Source organism: Streptomyces sp. NPDC048612 (genome assembly GCF_043199295.1).
GTDB lineage: Bacteria > Actinomycetota > Actinomycetes > Streptomycetales > Streptomycetaceae > Streptomyces.
In genome coordinates this window covers 1-17706 of the sequence record NZ_JBICVV010000015.1, presented here as the reverse complement: position 1 = coordinate 17706, position 17706 = coordinate 1, and the positions used below count along the sequence as shown (strand labels likewise).

At 73.2% G+C, this 17706-nt stretch carries 13 protein-coding genes; 3 read left to right on the top strand and 10 right to left on the bottom strand.

Translation table 11 applies throughout. The features are described from left to right. Positions 1-22: 22 nt before the first annotated feature. Both ACGFN2_RS22425 and ACGFN2_RS22420 read right to left on the bottom strand, forming a co-directional pair. Positions 23-1357, bottom strand: coding sequence for a beta-ketoacyl synthase N-terminal-like domain-containing protein (locus ACGFN2_RS22425; RefSeq protein ID WP_393363095.1), 1335 nt, complete (start codon positions 1355-1357; stop codon positions 23-25). Positions 1358-1436: 79 nt separating this feature from the next. Beyond that, positions 1437-1643, bottom strand: a complete 207-nt coding sequence (locus tag ACGFN2_RS22420) for a DUF5988 family protein (RefSeq protein WP_393363092.1) — start codon at positions 1641-1643, stop codon at positions 1437-1439. A gap of 1713 nt (positions 1644-3356) precedes the next feature. Between ACGFN2_RS22420 and ACGFN2_RS22415 the strand changes: the two genes are divergently transcribed. Next, positions 3357-4409, top strand: a complete 1053-nt coding sequence (locus ACGFN2_RS22415) for a tyrosine-type recombinase/integrase (protein ID WP_393363089.1) — start codon at positions 3357-3359, stop codon at positions 4407-4409. Positions 4410-4558: 149 nt separating this feature from the next. Here ACGFN2_RS22415 and ACGFN2_RS22410 read toward each other — a convergent pair whose 3' ends face one another. Continuing rightward, positions 4559-5143, bottom strand: a complete 585-nt coding sequence (locus ACGFN2_RS22410) for an IPT/TIG domain-containing protein (protein WP_362611936.1) — start codon at positions 5141-5143, stop codon at positions 4559-4561. A 341-nt stretch (positions 5144-5484) separates the two neighbouring features. Beyond that, the gene (locus tag ACGFN2_RS22405) at positions 5485-6732 is read right to left on the bottom strand and encodes an FAD-dependent oxidoreductase (RefSeq protein ID WP_393363086.1); all 1248 of its coding nucleotides are present in this window, start codon (positions 6730-6732) and stop codon (positions 5485-5487) included. 203 nt (positions 6733-6935) lie between these two features. On the opposite strand from ACGFN2_RS22405, the gene ACGFN2_RS22400 reads away from it, so the two are divergent. Then, complete coding sequence (locus tag ACGFN2_RS22400) at positions 6936-7721, top strand: TetR/AcrR family transcriptional regulator (RefSeq protein WP_393363084.1); 786 nt, start codon at positions 6936-6938, stop codon at positions 7719-7721. Here the strand turns inward: ACGFN2_RS22400 and ACGFN2_RS22395 are convergent. The 3 genes from ACGFN2_RS22395 to ACGFN2_RS22385 form a co-directional block, all read right to left on the bottom strand. Next, entirely contained in the window at positions 7718-8797 is a 1080-nt protein-coding gene (locus ACGFN2_RS22395; protein WP_393363081.1) for an alpha/beta fold hydrolase, read from the bottom strand. The two genes, ACGFN2_RS22400 and ACGFN2_RS22395, sit on opposite strands and share 4 nt — an antisense overlap. 196 nt (positions 8798-8993) lie before the next feature. After that, positions 8994-10073 carry a rod shape-determining protein gene (locus ACGFN2_RS22390; RefSeq protein WP_362611945.1) on the bottom strand — a complete coding sequence of 360 codons (1080 nt, stop codon included), beginning with the start codon at positions 10071-10073 and terminating at the stop codon, positions 8994-8996. A 147-nt stretch (positions 10074-10220) separates the two neighbouring features. Then, complete coding sequence (locus ACGFN2_RS22385) at positions 10221-12335, bottom strand: FUSC family protein (RefSeq protein ID WP_362611947.1); 2115 nt, start codon at positions 12333-12335, stop codon at positions 10221-10223. A gap of 268 nt (positions 12336-12603) precedes the next feature. Between ACGFN2_RS22385 and ACGFN2_RS22380 the strand changes: the two genes are divergently transcribed. Further along, positions 12604-13626 (top strand): alpha/beta hydrolase, encoded by a 1023-nt coding sequence (locus ACGFN2_RS22380; RefSeq protein ID WP_393363077.1) that lies wholly within the window; start codon positions 12604-12606, stop codon positions 13624-13626. Between the two features lie 40 nt (positions 13627-13666). Here ACGFN2_RS22380 and ACGFN2_RS22375 read toward each other — a convergent pair whose 3' ends face one another. The 3 genes from ACGFN2_RS22375 to ACGFN2_RS22365 form a co-directional block, all read right to left on the bottom strand. Further along, positions 13667-14521 (bottom strand): ABC transporter permease, encoded by an 855-nt coding sequence (locus ACGFN2_RS22375; RefSeq protein WP_393363074.1) that lies wholly within the window; start codon positions 14519-14521, stop codon positions 13667-13669. Then, positions 14518-17217: an alpha/beta fold hydrolase gene (locus tag ACGFN2_RS22370; protein WP_393363071.1), complete on the bottom strand. Its 2700-nt coding sequence runs from the start codon at positions 17215-17217 to the stop codon at positions 14518-14520. The genes ACGFN2_RS22375 and ACGFN2_RS22370 overlap by 4 nt, the downstream gene beginning before the upstream one ends. Positions 17218-17430: 213 nt before the next feature. Then, the coding region (locus ACGFN2_RS22365; RefSeq protein ID WP_393363069.1) for a sensor histidine kinase at positions 17431-17706 on the bottom strand (276 nt) is incomplete at its 5' end.

Sequence of the window (17706 nt, the reverse complement as noted above, 5' to 3'; positions counted from 1 at the left end):
TGGGGAGGTGATCTGCCCGTGGTCACACGGCTTCCGGGCTGCCGAGGAGGATGGCGTTCTTCACGCCGCCGACCTGGTAGTTGAAGCTCAGCGCGTAGTCGAAGTCGAGCGGGCGGGGCCGCACGCCGGGGACGGGGTCGAAGGGGAGCCCGTCGGCCGGCTGCTCGCAGTTGGCGGTGGGGCAGACCTGCCCCCGCTCCATCATCATCAGCGTCATGGCGACGCCCAGGCAGCCGGCCGGTGCCCCGTTGTGGCCGAAGCAGCCCTCCTGGGACGTGACCAGCACCTCGCTGTCGGGCCCGTACAGCTCCCGGATGGCGGCCGCCTCGAAGGCGGTGACGACGATGTTGCCGTCGCTGCCGCCGTGGACGTACGGCACGTCCTCGATCCGCCACCGGTCGCCGAGGCAGCGGCGGACGGCGGTGACCAGCTCGGCGCCGGTCTCGTCGGACGCGAGGGGGTTGGCCAGTCCGTCGCGGGTCATGGCGGTGGCCAGCACCTGGCCGTAGGTGTGCGCACCGCGCCGGGCGGCGTGCTCACGGCTCTCCATGATCACCGTGGCGGCGCCCTCGCCGTGGTTGATGCAGTCCGCCCGCCGGTCGTAGGGGCGCATGAGGGAGCTGAAGGACGGCAGCAGCTCCGGCATGCCGGTGGTGCGCAGGTCGTCGTAGGTCTGCTGGGCGCCGCTCAGCAGCCGCTGGATGTTCTGGATGAGGTGGACGTTGAAGACGTCGACGCCGGTCACCACCGCGACCTCGACCTCGCCCTGGGCGATCATCCGCCGGGCGTTGCCGACCTGCACGGCGGACGAGGCACAGCCGCACGAGACCGTGAAGCAGGGGCCGTTGGACTGGGTCAGTGCCGCCTGGACCAGGGCCACGTCGGAGGGTGTCACGGCCTGTTCGGCCGCGACGAACAGCTCCATGGCGTCCGGTGCGCTGGTCTTGCCGGGGTCGGCGCCGAGCACCGACAGGTAGCTGTCGATGTTGGCGTCGACGCCGCCGCGCCCCACCAGGATCGCGGCCTCGCTCAGCGCACCGCCGTGGAAGGACAGTCCGGCGTCGGTGGTGGCCTCCGCCATGGACACCAGGCCGAAACGGTGCGCCGAGGTGTAGTGGCGGGAGAAGAACGGCGGCACATCCGGGAGGCGTTCGTCGAACATCTCCTGGGTGAGCTCGACCGAGCCGTAGTAGACCTCGTCGCGCTTGAGGCAGGACCGTCCGTTGGAGATCACCGACCACATGTCGTCGGCGGTGAACACCGGCTCGCGCTGGCCGGGCAGACAGAATCCGACGCCGGTCACCATCACGTCCCGGTTCGTGTGGCGTTCCCCGGAGCTTCCATTCCGTTGGTTCATGACAGAACTCCGTCCCTCAGGCGGTTCAACATGTTCGTTCTCCTCTGCACTTCGCTTTCTTCTGCGGGGCGCACAACGCCTACTCGGCGATTCGTGTGCGGTAACACCAGCGATAGACCGGGATCTGCTGACCGCCCAGATCCGCGTATTCGCCGTAGAATTCGAAACGTTCGTACCCGTTGCCCCGCAGGAGCCTTATCGGATCGCCCGCGTCGTCACGCATGTGCTGCGGCAGGGCATTTCCCTCAGGCCCGTCGACGAGGATCACCATTCTTCTTTTCGCCATACTGTTCTCCGGTGTTTCTGTCGCAGTGGGTTGTGTGGGGGGCAGGCTTCAGAGGTGAGGTGGGGGGACCCGGGTGCAGATCACTGCGGGACCGGTTACGGCGAAGTGACAACTGCCGGACCGGTCTTGACTGATGGCGCGGCGACGGCGACTCCGAGGTCGTCGTCGGCGGTACGGGCGCGGTGTGCACGGTGACCTATTGCGGTCCCGGCGGCGCCCGGGGCAGGCTGCGGGTGATGGCCCGCTCAGGCCTTGTTACTGAATTCCGCCGCGGCGGGCACGGCGGGAACAGGTGCCGATGACACGGGCGGCGGTCACCGGCACACTTCCGGTCCTGACGGAGCGGCCCGTTCCGCACGGCGCCCCATTCCCTTTCGGCGAGGCGGAGATGAAGAACTCCATATCCTCGGTCACGGCGCTGCCGCCGCCTGTACACGGAAAGGGGAGCCGTTCACCGCACGCGGCGGGGCCGGCCGGTAGGGGCCGTTCGCCGGCGCCGGGGACCAGGTCGACCCGGGCCGCCGCGGCGGTGCGGACATGCCGGGCGGATTCCCCGCGGACGGGGAGGGGGAACCGTCCCGCCGGGGAATCCGCAGTGGTGGTGCGCCGGCGTACGGCAGCGGAGCCGCTGCCGGCCGGCGGGGTGTGGAGCGGGTGGGTACGGTGCGGGGCCGGCGCCGAGGGGGTGGCGCCGGACGCGGGTGCCGGGCCGGCCGCGGCGGGGAGCGCGGCGTTCGCATCCGGCATCGGGATCGGGAGACGCAGGTCACCGGCGTACCGGTGGGGTTCTGGTGCGCCCGCGGTGCGGGCTGGGATCAAGGCCTCTGCGCCGTTGAGCCGGCGAATGGTGGGAATGGTTCGCATGACGCCCCCTGATCCGAATGTGGGGGCCGATCAGCCGGTGCCGAGGTGCCGGCACCGGCTGACGGATCCAAAACCCTCTACCGGGGACGCCCATACGGCATCTCGGTCTGACCGCAACCAGGCGCTGGGCCGGGCCAACGGGTAGGCCAGGTGCCGCTCCCCGGAGAGGATGGGCGGCCCACCGGTTGGATGCGACTAGTTATCCATGCGGCTCGGCGGGCTACAACAGTCAACCGATAAGGCCACCCGTTCGGAGCAGCGCGAAAAGCGGAATCCCGTACCAACTTGCGCAATGGCCTGAGGAGATGCCTTTATTCCACTCATGACTGATGCAGCGTTGGATTGCTCACTGTGCCGGCTTGATCGCGATGCAGAACCGCGCGCAGCAGCAAGCTCGCCGCTTGTCATTTGTGTGTGTGGAACACAGCGGGAACCGACGCGCTGGCAATAGCCGACCGCCGCCGGCCGCCGCTGACAGTGACAATGGAAGTCACTTCGACTTCGGCAAAGCCCATGCCGTCTCCGCATCTTCCGTCGGCCTTGAGCGAGTTGGAGGTGCGTCCGCAATTCTCCCGTACCGGTGAGTGATCCACGGGAGACCGCCGGCGCGGACCGTGTGCGGTGGAGCCCGGCCTTTTCCGGCCCCGGCCAACTGCCGTTCTTCTTCCGCGGCAAGCGGCGCGGCCACCTGCCCGCCGCCGGCCGGCAGCTCTTCACACCGTCCCCCGGCACGATGTGGTCACGATTCCCCGGATTCGGTTTCCCGCTCATGAGCGCATCGCGCCGCCAGAGCGCATCGCGCCACCAGATCCGTCGGACGAATAACTCCCAGCAGACAAGGGTGATTCGATGATGAACGATAACGCCGGATGCCGGATTCCGCCCGGCACCGACACCCGCACGATGTCACTCGCCGCCTACGGGGAGCGGCGGTGGGCGGCCGCGATGCACGGCCTGGAGACCCTGACCATGTCGCCCTACCAGGCCGGTTGGCGGCTGCGGGTCGTCCCCAGCATCGGGCACGTCCTCGTGCACCAGGTCACCCGCCGGGTCGTCAACCGCGCGCTGCACTGCTGGATCGCCGACGAGTGCGGGCTGTCGACGGTGAAGAACAGCCTCGCCGTCCTCGTCCGGGTCCTGGAACAGGCCGTCCGGGACGGGGTGCTGGACGCCAATCCGGCGCGGGTGGCCGGCTGGCAGCAGGAGTACCAGCGCGCCCAGGCGGAGCGCACCGCTCCGCGGTCGCTGGCACTGCCCGACCCGGAGGCCCTGGAGCGGCTGGCGGCCGCCCTCGTCCAGCGGTCGTCCGACGGCTACGAGGGGTGGGGCGACATCGTCCGGTTCGCCGCCTGGACCGGTACCCGCTTCAGCGAGGTGTCCGCCCTGCAGGCCCAGGACATCGACCCGAGCACCTGGACCTGGCAGGTCCAGCACTTCACGGTGTCCGAGCCGGAGGGGCTGCACGACCGCCCGTGCAGAGGCAGACACCACCGGGTGGTGCCGCTGCGGCCCGCCGCGCGGGAGCTGGCGGCCGGGCGGCTGGAGACGGCCCGGCACACGCCCCCGGCCCGGCTGTTCACCGGCCCCCGCCGGAGCCGGTTCACCGCCGCGGCGCTGCGGGACGCGACCCACTGGGACGACGTGGTGGACGAGCTCGGCCATGAGTATCTCCGGCGCCAGGACCTGCGCCACACGGGCCTGACATGGATGGCGGACGCCGGGCTGCCGCTGCCGCTGCTGTGCGGCGCCGCCGGGCGGCCCCCGCAGGACACCCGGCGGTATCTGCCCCCTGACGGGCACCGCCGCCCCGCGGAGAGCCAGGGGAAGCCACCGGCGAGTTCGGCCCCCGCCCGGCGTACGGGCGGGGGCCGAACCGTTTTCCTGCGCCCCCCTACGGAGTGACGGTGCCGGGCCGCCCGGCCGGGTCCGGCCCGCGCCGGCGCGGGCGGTGGACCTCAGGTGCCGGGAGCCGGGCCGTCATCCGGGGGTGCGGGCCGTCACGCCTTGCGGGTGAACGTCCGCGTGGGCGGTGCCGGACGTGGTCCGGACGGTCAGCTGCCCACGGGAGGCAGCACCAGGTAGGTGTAGCCGCCCGGGACGGTCGCGGTGCCGCCCGGAGTGGTCACCACCACCGGCACGTTGCCTCCGCCGGGGGCGCCGGCCGGAACGACACCGAACAGGACCGACCCGGTGGGGTCGGTGCCCAGCACGGTGGCCGCGTTGCCGCCGATGGTGACGGTGCCGCCCTGGAGGTTCGAGCCGATGATGGCGAACGGCGTACCGCCCGCGACCGGACCCGCGGTGGGTGTGATGGCCGCCGCCACCGGCACGGCCGGCGCCAGATAGACGTAGGACGCCGGGTTGCTGGTACCGGAGGCGGTGGTGACGGTGACCTGGACGGTGCCCGCGGCGTGCGCCGGGGCCACGACCGTGACGGTCAGGCCCAGCGGGTCCTGTCCGACGATGGTCGCCGACGTCCCTCCGAAGAGGACGCTGGTGGCACCGCCGAGGCCGAGACCGACCAGCTGCACGGTGTTGCCGCCCGCGGTCGGCCCGGTGGCCGGTACCACCCCGAGCAGCAACGGGCCGATCGCGAGCGGGAAGCCCGGCAGCGACGGAAGTGTGGGTGTAGACATGAATGTCCTCCTGCTGTGTGAGCGCGTCGCCCGGCCCGCTCGTGACTGGTGTGGCGCACGAGCCGGAATCCGAGCACTTGGCAGCAGCCGGCCGCACAGGAGGACGACGCGGGCGGGCGCTCAGCGGCCGGACTCACACCTGGGCGGTGCGGGGGCCGTCACGCTCCTGGCCGTCCTTCACAGCCCTGCAGCGAAGAGGACTGGTGGGCGGGCCGACTACCGAAGCCCGAGGGGGATGGACGGCCACCGACCAGGCCTCTCCAGTAACCCAGAAGAGTTGACGCCGGGCAATCGCGTTGACACCGGTGCACCCGATCGGCCCAGCGCACACTGGCGGGGCTTCACCACGCCGCCGGCCCGGGGGACCGCTCCGCGTGGGCTTTCGCGGTCGCCGCGACCGAGGCCGGATAGTCCTCCAGCGTGATCGCCGCGGAGAGGTCATGCCCCCGCTCCAGCATGGCGGTGACGGCGGAAGGGGTGTTCAGGGCGGTGTTACGGGCGTCGATCGCCTCCTGGGTGGCGGGGGCGAAGAACTCACCGGCGCCGCGGCCGCCTTCCTGGCAGGGAGTGGTGTAGGGGCGCATCTTCGCTTCGTAGCGGGCGAAGGCGGTGCGGTGGTCGGCGCTGGCCAGGGCGAGTTCACCGGCGAGGACATAGGCGCCGACCAGCGCCGCGCCGGTGCCCATCCCGCCGAGCGTGGCGCCGTACGCGGCGTCGCCGAGGAGCGCGATGCGGCCCGTGGACCACTGCGGCAGATCGGCGCGGCTGAGGGCGTCGAGGTAGAGGTCCCCGGCCTTCCACAGGGTGCCGATGAGCTCCGGTATCCGCCAGCCGGCTCCTTCGAAGGCGCGGGCTATCGCCTCCTTCTGGGACCTGCTGTCCCGCCGGTCGTAAGGGAGTTGCTCCTCCGAGGCGAAGACGCAGAAGGCTTCGCCGGTGTAGCCCGGCTCGGCGGCCCGGCGGGGCAGACGGCCGACCGTCGCCAGCCGCCCCGGTTCGCCGTAACCGACCGGGCGGGCGCCGAGGTCACCGGCCTCCGCCGGCAGGTCCCACGCGGCGAAGTGGTAGCCGAGGTGGCTGACGAACCGCTCCTCGGGGCCGAAGGCGAGCCGGCGCACGGTGGAGTGCAGGCCGTCGGCGCCGATCACGAGGCCGACGGTGCGCGGTGCGCCCCGCTCGAAGGTGGCGTGGACACCGTCGGCGGTCTCGGTGAGGGAGGTGAGGGAGTCGCCGAAGACGTACTCGGGGGCGACGCCCGGACAGGGACCGGTGCCGGGCGGGGTGAGGCTGTGCGCGTGCAGGAGGCGGGACAGCTCCGAGCGGAGTATCTCGATGTCCCCGGCGGCGAACTCGGGCGGCAGCGTGGCGAGTTCGCGGCCCTGCCCGTCGATGAAGCTCAGCGGAGCGCCGGGACCGGTGACGCGCCGCCGGACGGCGTCCAGGAGGCCCATGTGTTCCAGGACCGTCCGGTGTGCCGCGCCGCGGAAGTCGACCGCGAAGCCGCCGCCGCGCAGGGCGGGGGCCACCTCGACCACGGTCGTCCGGAAGCCGTAGCGGCCGAGCCAGTAGGCCAGGGCCGGGCCGGCCACGCTGGCGCCGGAGATCAGAACTTCCGGCCGGGACCCGGCCGTTCGCTCGCCCCGCCCCCGGCCCGGCCGGTCCGCACCCGGACACCCCGCTGTCGTTCCGTACCTCATCGCACGCTCCCCCGTCGATCGGTCGTACTGACACCAGAAACTGTATCCGACGGACACTGTTCTGTGTACCCCGGACACAGTTTTAGGATGCGGGGATGGCGGGAGACGACGGGAAGCGCAGTGTGTTCGGGGATCAGGCGGGCAGTGTCGAGCTGCTGTGGGGCGGCCGCGAGCGGCCCAGCCGGGGTCCCAGGCCGGCGCTGAGCCTGGAGCGGATCACGTCCACGGCCATCGGCCTCGCCGACACCGGCGGCCTCGGGGCGGTCTCCATGCAACGGATCGCGGCCGAGCTGGACTTCACCAAGATGTCCTTGTACCGCTACGTCCCGGGGAAGAGCGAGCTGGTCGCGCTGATGATCGACCGGGCGATGGGGGAACCGCCGAGCGCACCCCCGCCGGACGCCGCCGGCCGGGGCGACGACGCGCCGTGGCGGAGCGCGCTACGGGCCTGGGCGCACGCACTGGCGGCCGTCTACCACCGGCACCCCTGGCTGCTGGGCGCGGCCGTCGGCCCCCGGGTCATGGGCCCGATGGAACTCGGCTGGACCGAACGCGCCCTCGCCGCGCTCACGGACACCGGCCTGACCGGCGCCGAGCAGCTCGACGCCGTGGTCGTGGTGAGCGGCCACATCCAGGCCATCGCCCAGGTCTCGGCCTCGATGGGGCTGGGCAGCGCCCGAGCGAAGGAGCCCGAGCAGGTCATGAGCGCGGCGCTGAACGAACTGCTGGCCGGCCGCGCCGACCGCTTTCCCGCGGTCGCCGCGGCCGTCGCGGCCACGGATGCCGACCCCGCCTCCCAGGACCGGGCCGGGGAGTTCGGCCTGGAGCGCATCCTGGACGGGCTGGCGGCCTATATGAGCCGGGCGCGGAGCGCCTCCTAGGCCCCCGCCCCCGGCAGCGTCTGCAGCCAGTCGAGCAGCAGGTGGTTGACCTCCTCGGGGCGTTCCTGCTGGACCCAGTGGCCGCAGCCGTCGAGGATGTGGGACGCGGACAGGCCGGGGAGGGTGTGCGGGAAGGCCTTGATGGCGTCGGCCATCCAGTTGGTGGGGGCGTCGTGCTCCCCGCCGATGAAGAGCGACGGCTGCCTGATCGGGGCCCCGTCCCAGGCGGCGAGATCCTCCCAGTCCCGGTCGACGTTGCGGTAGCGGTTGAGGCCGCCGGTCAGGCCGGTGCGCTCGAACTCGCCCGCGTAGAAGTCGAGATCGGCCTCGGTGAGCCAGGGCAGCGGCAGGGGGAGCTTCTCGGGGAAGCGGTCGGAGAGCTTTCCGCCCGGGGCGACCGAGAAGCTGCCGACGTGGTCCCGGCCCGCCCCGGAGGGCGCGGCGTCCCGCTTGGCGTCGCCCGAGGCCACGACGTAGAACCCGGCGATCCAGTCGCGGACACCGGGCTCGATCTCCGCCTCCGCCCGGCCCGGCTCCTGGAAGTAGTTGATGTAGAACTCGCCCCCGCCGCCGAGCCGCGCGAAGCCCTCGGTGGGCCGGACGCCGCCACGCGGCGCGTAGGGCACGCTCAGCAGCGCCACGGCGGTGAAGACATCGGGCCGCAGCAGCGCCGAGTTGGCGGCGATGGGCGAGCCCCAGTCGTGGCCCACGATGGTCGCGGTCTCCTCACCGAGGGCGCGCACCACCGCGACGTTGTCGGCGACATGGGCGAGCATCCGGTAGGCCGCCACGTCGCGGGGCTTGGAGGAACGCCCGTAGCCCCGTACGTCGATGGCGACGGCTCGGTAGCCCGCGGCGGCGAGCGCCGGGAGCTGGTGGCGCCAGGAGTACCAGGACTCGGGGAAGCCGTGGACCATCAGGACGAGGGGGCCGCTGCCCTGCTCCACGAGGTGGATGCGGCCGCCGGGGACCTCGACCGTGCGGTGGACCGCCTCCGGCAGCGGGCCGGCCGGCGGCTGCGGAACCGCGGCGGGGGAAGTGGGCGGCGTGGACGGCGTCTTGGCGGACTGCGGCATGCATCCTCCTCGGGGAGTGCGGCGCCGCCGGTGGTGGCGGTGCCTGCGGGCGGCGGCCACGGGCGGGCCCGGTCCGGCGCGGCCCGCGGTCCCCGCGACCGCTCCCCCACGATCGTGGCGGCACCCCACCGCGCGCGAGGTTTTTTGCCGGGACGGCAAACCGGCCGGACGCGGGACCCGCGCCCACGGCCTCTCCCTACAACCGCACCGTGCGCCTCGGTTGTTCCTTCGCGCCCGTCAACAGGCCGTGCAGGGAGGCGAACTCGTCGACGCACTTGGCGGTGCCGTTGACCACGCAGTCCAGGGGCTCGTCGGCGACCCGGACCGGGACGCCCATCTCCTGGCGCAGCCTGCGGTCCAGGCCGCGCAGCAGGGCGCCGCCGCCGGTGAGGGCGATCCCGTGCTCGACGATGTCGCCGGAGAGCTCCGGGGGGCAGTCGTCGAGGGTGCGGTGGACGGCGCGGACGATCGCGTCGACCGGCTCGGCCAGCGCCTCGCGGATCTCCTCCTCGGTGATCTCCTGGACGCGGGGCAGGCCGTTGACGTGGTCGCGGCCGCGGACCGTGTAGGAGGACGGGCGCTCGGGCTCGCCGTCCTCGTCGACGTCGACCGGCGTCCAGACCGCCGAACCGATCGCGATCTTGATGTCCTCGGCGGTGCGCTCGCCGATGTCCAGGGAGTGCTTCTTCTTGATGTAGGCGCTGACGGCGGTGTCCATGGCGTCCCCGGCGACCCGTACGGACTGGGCGGTGACCAGCCCGCCCATGGAGACGACGGCGACCTCGGTCGTGCCGCCGCCGATGTCCACCACCATGCAGCCGACCGGCTCGTCCACCGGGAGACCGGCACCGATCGCGGCGGCCATCGGCTCCTCGATGAGGTGCACCTCGCGGGCGCCGGCGCCCCGGGCGGAGTCGATGACCGCGCGCCGCTCGACGCCCGTGATGCCGGAGGGGACGCAGATGACGAGCCGCGGCCGGGAGAAACGGCGGCTGGGCAGGGCCTTCTTCATCAGGGCGCGGAGCATCTGCTCGGCGGCATCGAAGTCGGCGATGACACCTTCGCGCAGGGGACGCATCGCGGTGATCCCGGAGGGGGTGCGGCCGATGGTGCGCTTGGCGTCCAGGCCCACGGCGATCACCTCGCCGGCGGCGTTGACCGCGACGACGGACGGCTCGTTCAGCACCACGCCCTTGCCGCGGGCGTACACCAGGGTGTTGGCGGTGCCGAGGTCGATGCCTATGTCATACGTACCGGACGAAGTGCTGGACGCCATGGGGGGATCGTGTGCTCTCTCGCGACGGGGTGGGTTCCTGGGGCATTGCGCTGCAGACAACCCCATGGGCCACCAATGGTGTTCATTGTGCGCAATTGTTAAGACTACTGGGGGCCTCTGATGGTTCCCCTCCGTGCCTTCCCTCCTTCACCGGCCGCCATTCTCCTGCGCGCCGGACGCCGCCGCGCCGTCCGTGTCCGGCTCCCCGGCCAGTGCCCCGGCCAGGTCGTCGAGCGCGTCGAGGAGCAGGTCCGCGACGCGCAGGGCGACACCGCGGTTCTCGTCCTCCGCGTCCCACCTCTCCCATACGGCCCGCAACTCGCTCCAGTTCAGTTCGCCCCGTTCCCGGACCGCCCGGGTGGCCTCCTCCAGGGAGGCGCGCAGCTCGAAGGCGAAGGCGGTGGCGCCCGGTGAGGACGCGGCGTCCCGTTCGGGGAGGTGGACCTCCAGGATCATGGTCACCCGGCCCATCGTGGCGAGCGCGGTACTGGCCGCCTTCGCCGAGGTGAGGGAGAGCCCCCGGTGGCGCACGGGCTCCTTCTCGGCCCGTGCCTCGCTCTCCTCCCAGGCGGCGCGGGCGGCACGGGAGTCCAGCAGGGCGTCGCGGACCTGCCGGGGGCGGCGCTCGGCGGGCGTGGCGTAGAGGTCGAAGACGGCCAGCGCGTACGCCCCGTTGGCGGCCAGCCACTCGGCGAGGCGGTCGCGGAGCTTGGGGGTCTCCCAGGCGGGGAACAGCGCGTACGACAGCATCGCGAGCAGCCCGCCGAGGAGGGTCAGCACGACGCGTTCCTGGACGGTCTGCTCCCAGCCGGCGCCGGCGATGCCGAGCAGGAAGACGACATAGGCGGCCACACACGCCGAGGTCACCGAGAAGCCGGTGCGCATCAGCAGGTACATCAGCGCGACACAGACCACGGCCAGTCCGGCGCTGACGTACGTCCCCGGATGCGCCACGGCCATCAGCGCCCCCGCGATGCCGACGCCGACGAGGGTGCCGGTGAAACGGGCGATGCCGCGGGAGTAGGTCTGCGCGAAGTCGGGGCGCATCACCATGACGGAGGCCAGCGGCGCCCAGTAGCCGTGGCCGAACGGCAGCGCGGTGCCCAGCAGATAGCCCGCGGCGGCGACCGCGGCGACACGGAGGGCGTGCCGGAAGATGTGCGAGGTCCAGCGCGCCTCGCGGTGCAGGGCCCGCAGCGCGCCCGGCACCAACTTGGGGACGCTGGGGCGCAGCAGATGGCCGCGTTCGGACGCGGTGGTGGGGCGGGTGGCCTCGACCGGCTCGTCGGTGAGTTCGACGGCGTCGGCGAGCAGGGAGATCAGCCGGTAGGCGGAGCGGCGGGCGGCCCCGTGGAGCATCGGGCCGGTCGCGGGGACTTCGAGGGTGGCCATCGCCTCGGGCGGCAGCCGGACCGGGCGGGCGTGCCGTACGGCGTGGGCGACGGCGTCCAGGACGGTGGCGGCGGCGCCCAGCAGGTCGCGGGCCCGGTCGCGTTCGGGCCCTTCCAGCGGGGCGCCGACGACCGGGTCGGCGAGGGAGGCGAGGACCGGGCGGACGCGTTCGGCCAGGCCGCGGGGGCCGTGCAGCTGGACGGGGCGGCGCCGGGCCTGACGCGGGGTCACCGCGGAGGCGAGCCGGGCGTCCATCAGCGGCGCCGGGTCGAACGGGGCGACCGGGTCCTGTCGCAGCCGCCGGGCGTAGTCGGCTTCGGCGGCCAGCGCGTCGGCGAGCGCGTCGCGCTGGACGCCCCAGGGGCGGACCGGGAAGACCACGATGAGGGTCGCCTGGACGACACCGCCGAAGAAGATCAGGGCGGCGTGTTCCGCCGCGCCGAGGACGGAGGTCGGCAGGGTGACGGTGACCAGCATGATCGCCACGGTCTGGGTGCCGGCCAGCCCGGAGACCGGGCCGATCGCCCAGGCCATGCCCGCCAGGAAGGTCCAGCCGGCCAGCAGCAGGACGAAGGCGACGACATGGGCGGCGGCCAGGTAGCCGAGGAAGGTGGAGACCGCCAGCGCGCCGGCGACGGCGAGTGCGAGCACCGGGCGCGGCCGCATGCTGCGCTGGAAGGTGACGATGCCGGACGAGAACGCGCCGAAGGCGGAGGAGACCGCCAGCGCCGGGTCACCGAGCCACAGGCACAGCCCGATGACGATGGCGACGCCGGCCGAGCCGCGGATCGCGATCAGCGGGGTGAGCTTGGTCCGCTCGATGGTCAGCCCCGAGCGGGCGGCCTCCTTGAGCGCACGCGACCAGGTCATAGCGAGAGGATACGGCGCCGGAGCCGAGGGTTCCGGAAAGCTCCGGGCGGGCTCCAAGATCCCGCGCTCCGACCCCTGCGCCGGGAAAATCCCGGTAAAGCAGCCTTCCCGCTCCACGGGGAACACCCCAGGTCACGAAGGGGATGCCGGGATTCCGGGCGGCCGGTGCGAGGAAGCCGACACCGCCACGGGGAAACCGGCGGACGCTCCTCTTCCTCTTGCTCGGCAGCCGGGACCGGTCCCGGCCGTCCGGCAAGGAGAAAGACCCGTGCACAGAGCCCTGTTCCGCCCGGTGACCGCGCTGCTCGCCCTGACCGTCCTCGCCACCACGGCCGGCTGCGGCACCGGCGCCTCCCGGGCCTCCGCCCCCGTACGCTTCGGCAGCACCCAGGCGGACGCCGCGCTCGGGGCCGGCCCGCCGGGGAAGCGCTCGCTGGTGCAGTGGCCCACGAAGCCCATCGGCTTCGAGGAGGAGAGCCGGGTCGGCGGAGCCGGCCGGAACACCCCGATAGGGGTGACCACCCTGCACGGCCCCAAGTCGGGCTTCACCGGCCGGGTCTGGGTCTGGGCGCCGCCGGAGTACTACGAGAAGCGGAACGCGCACAAGGGCTTCCCGGTGATGGAGGCGCTGCCCGGCTCCCACGGCTACCCCGCCAACTACTGGACCGGCCCCGGCCTCAAGCTGCAGGAGAACCTCGCCCGCTGGTCGGGGAACGGCAGCAGCCTGCCGTTCATCGTCGTCATGCCGGTGCTCAACCCCGACGACAAGCAGTACCACGACGGCAGCGACATACCCGGCCGGCCGAAGATCGGCACCTGGCTCAGCCAGGACGTGCCCGACCTCGTACGGCAGAACTTCCGCACCCTCAGGACCCGCGACGCCTGGGCGATCATGGGCTCCTCGTCGGGCGGGTTCGCGGCGCTGAAGAACGTCCTCCAGCACCCGGACACGTTCAAGGTCGCGATACCCAACGGGCCGGACATCGTGCCCGACTCACCCCTGTGGAAGGGGCATGCCGACGCGGAGCGGGAGAACAACCCCGAGGTGCTGGCCCGGCGCCTGATAGCGCGCGGCGGACCCGACGTCTATCTGGCGTTCCAGGACGGCTCCCGGGAGCACACGGTGCTGCCGAAGGTACGGAGGTTCCTCGCACGCTACGGGCACGGCCCGGTGCACACCCGGCTCCAGATAGTGCCGGGCGGCACCCACAGCGCGGCGACCTATGTGCGGGGCCTCGGCGAGGGCACGATGCGCTGGGTCAGCGCCCACATGCAGGGGCCCACCGCCTGACGGGACCGGCCCCCGCGGCCCACGGCCCGGCGCCCCGCCGTCACGACACCACGTCCTTGCGCGCGAACCCCCGGAACGCCAGCGCGCACAGCACCAGCGCGTACGCCACCGAGACCGACGCCCCCTGGATCATCCCGGACCACTCCAGCCGGGGCTGCAGGGCGTCCGCCCAGGAGTACTGCCAGTGCGCCGGCAGCACGTTCCGCCAGGCGCCCAGGGCGGTGACCTGGTCGAGGACGTTGCCGACGATGGTCAGCCCGACGGCGCCGCCGACCGCGCCCAGCGGCGCGTCGGTCACCGTCGACAGCCAGAACGCCAGGGCCGCGGTGACCAGCTGGCTGACGAAGACATAGCCGACCACGACCGCCAGCCGCGGCACCGTCTCGCCCGCGGACAGCGCGCCGCCGGCGGGCAGTTGCAGCGGCCCCCAGCCGTACGCGGCGCTGCCCACGGCCAGCGCGACCAGCGGCAGCAGCAGCATCGCGGCGGCGCTGAACGCCAGCCCGACGGTGAGCTTGCTCAGCAGCAGCCGGGCCCGCGGCACCGGCGCGGCGAGCAGATAGCGCAGCGAGGACCAGCTCGCCTCGGACGCGACCGTGTCACCGCAGAACAGCGCCACCGGCACCACCAGCAGGAAGCCCGCGGAGACGAACAGCGCGGTGGCGGCGAAGTTGCCGCCGGACGCGGTGGCGGTGTCCATCAGCGTGACCCGGCCCCGGCCGGCCGGGTCGCCGCCGATCGCGAACGCCGCCACCAGCAAGAACGGCAGCAGCGTCAGCACGGCGGCGATCACCAGCGTGCGGCGGCGCAGCAGTTGGCGGCGGGCCTCGACGCGCAGCGGGAGGGTGCGGCGCGGGCGGTAGCCCGGCGCCCGTCCCGTGGTGGTCGCGGTCATCGGTCCCCTCCGATCAGGGTGAGGAAGGCGTCCTCCAGGCGGCGGTGCGGGCCGACGCGGTCCACCGGGACCTCCAGCCGGAGGAGTTCGGCGAGCAGATGGGGCGTGCCGAGGCCGTCGAGCCGTACGAGCAGACCGCCCTCGGCGCGTACGGCCGAGGCGACGCCCGGCAGCGCGGCCACCTTCTCCACCACGGCGTCGCCGACCTCCTCGGCGACCCCGATCAGCAGGGTGTCGCCGGAGCCGGTGATCTCGTCGACCGGGCCGGACCGCACCAGCCGGCCGCGGTCCATGACGACCAGATGGGTACAGCTCTGCTCTACCTCGGACAGCAGGTGGCTGGAGACGATGACGGTGCGTCCGGCGGCGGCGTAGCGGATCATCACGTCCCGCATCTCCCGGATCTGCGGCGGGTCGAGGCCGTTCGTCGGCTCGTCGAGGATCAGCAGGTCCGGCAGTCCGAGCATCGCCTGGGCCAGGGCGAGACGCTGGCGCATGCCCTGGGAGTAGGTGCGCACGGCGCGTTGCAGGGCGTCGCCGAGTCCGGCGATCTCCAGTGCCTCGTCGAGGTGCGCGTCGGCGGCCGGCCGGCCGGTGGCCTGCCAGTACAGGTCGAGGTTGGCGCGGCCGGACAGATGCGGCAGGAAGCCGGGGCCCTCCACGAACGCGCCGACCCGCGACAGCACCGGGGCGCCCGGCCGGACGGCCTGCCCGAAGATCCTGATCTCGCCCTCGTCGGGGGTGATCAGCCCCATCAGCATCCGCAGGGTGGTGGTCTTGCCGGCGCCGTTGGGCCCCAGCAGCCCCAGCACCTGCCCCTTCTCGACGCGGAAGGACAACTCCCGTACGGCATACCGGTCGGTGGACTTCGCGTACCGCTTGCTCAGGTCGCTGATCTGCAGCGGGACCTCGGCGAGCGCCGGGTCGGGCGCGGGTGCCGCGGTCCGGCGGCGGGCGGTGAGCAGCAGCAGCGCGGCGAGAACCGCGGCCCCGGCGGGCAGCGCCCAGGTCCAGGCGGGCAGCGGGGCGGCGGCGCCGCGCACCGCGGGCGCGGTGGGCACGTCGAGGGCGCCGTCCGGCAGGGAGACGGTGAAGGAGGCGGGTTCGGCCGGTGAGGCGTAGCCGAGGTCGGTGGCGGAGAGCACCAGCCGCATCCGGTGCCCGGCCGCGAACTCGTGGTCGACGGCGGGCATCCGCAGCCGCACGGTCCGGCCGTGCCGGGCGTCCTCGATCCGGTACGGGGTGACGAGCTGGGACGGCAGCACCTGGCGGCGGCCGTCCGGGGCGACGTCGTAGACCTTGGCGAAGAACACCGCGTCCCGGGTCTCGGACCGGACGTGGACGGTGGCGGTGGGGCGGCCGGTGAGATGGACGGGGGTGCGCAGCGGCGCCGACTCGAAGCGGGCGTACTGGCCGGGGAAGTCCAGGGACAGCCCGCCGGCGCCGAGCGAGGAGAGGTTGCCGAGCGCGCCGACCCCGGGCACCGCGGAGATCGCCGGCGGTCCGGCGCCGGGCGGGTTGCTGAAGGTCTGGGTGCGGCCGGCCAGCCGGACCCGCCGGGGGTCGTGGTCCAGTCCGGGGTAGCGGTCGGCGCTCGCCCCGCCCAGCCGCACCGCGCCGTTGGTGGAGTCCACTCCCCCGCTGCGGCTGATGCGGAATCCGGGCCCGGTCCCGGCGTGCTCGTCGCCCTTGAGGTAGCGGTCGAACCAGGCCTCGGTGCGTCCCTCCAGGCGGGCGGTCTCCCGGTCCCCGCCGTCGTGGCCGCCGGCGATCCAGTCCATGGCGGCCGGTGGCCCGTTCTCGCGGAGCTTCTTGTACAGCGCGTCGGACTGGTCGAGGGTGAACAGCGAGTCGGTCTGGCCCTGCATGATCAGGGTCGGCACCTTGATGCGGTCACCGACGGCGGCCGGGCTGCGGTCCGCCAGGAGCCTGCGGGCCGCGGCGTCCGGCGCGCCCTTGACGGCGACCCGCTCGTACATCCGGCACAGCGCGGGCTCGAAGCGCCCGCAGCCCCCGGACGTGGTGGGCGCCCCGCCCGCGGAGCCGGTGGGGGCGCCCGCCGAGCCGGTGGTGAAGAAGATCCCGGCCCACAGCTTCTTGAACACGCCGTGCGGGAAGAGGGCGTCGGCGAGGTTCCAGTAGGTGATCTGCGGGGCGATCGCGTCGATCCGCCGGTCGTGGCCGGCCGCCAGCAGCGAGATCGCCCCGCCGTAGGAGCCGCCGGCCATCCCCACCCGGGGGTCACCGTCCTTGTCGAGCCGCACCTCGGGGCGCCCGGCCAGCCAGTCGACCAGCCGGCGGACGTCGGCGACCTCACCGTCCGGGTCGTTCAGCCCGATCTTGCCGGTGGACTTCCCGAAGCCGCGCGCCGACCAGGTCAGCACGGCGTAGCCGTCCCGGGCCAGCCGCTCGGCCTGGGGGCGGAGCTCGGCCTTGCTGGCGCCGAAGCCGTGGGCGAGCAGCACCGCGGGCCGCCGCCCGGCGGAGTCCCCGGCGGTGAAGAAGGAGGTGTCGATCCGTACCTTCTCCGGGCTGCCGGGCCGGTCCGGCATGGTCATCAGCCGGTCCGTGCGGTGGACGGCGGGCGCGGCGTCCGAGGAGGCGGCCGCCCAGGTGCCGCCTCCTATGAGGACGGCCAGCGCGCCCGCGGCGGCGTACCAGCGCCGGCCGCGCGGTCGGATACCTCGGAGATCCATACGTGAATCCTAGGGAGGGTCCGCCGCGGGACGCCGGTACCCCGGGCGGAACCCGGTGGCCTCCCCGGGGAGTAGGGTGCGCCCGCCCGCTACCACGGACGCGGTACGGGGCGGGGGTACGGAAGCCGCAGTCCGGACCGCTGCCCCCGGGGCGTACCCGGCCGGGCAGGAGGGCGTACGCACCCGGCGCACGGCTGCGGACGGGCCCGGCCCCTACAGCGGGAGGACGACCCGCATCACCAGCCCGCCGCCCTCCCGCGGCCGCGCCGTGATCGTCCCGTCATGCGCCCGCACCACCGACCGCACGATCGACAACCCCAGCCCCACACCCTTGTCACTACCGGTCCGCTCCGTCCGCAACCGCCGGAACGGCTCAAACAGATTCTCCACCTCGTACGCCGGCACCACCGGCCCCGTATTCGCCACCACCAACACCGCACACCCCGCCTGCGCCTCGGTCACCACCTCCACCCAACCCCCCTCCACCAC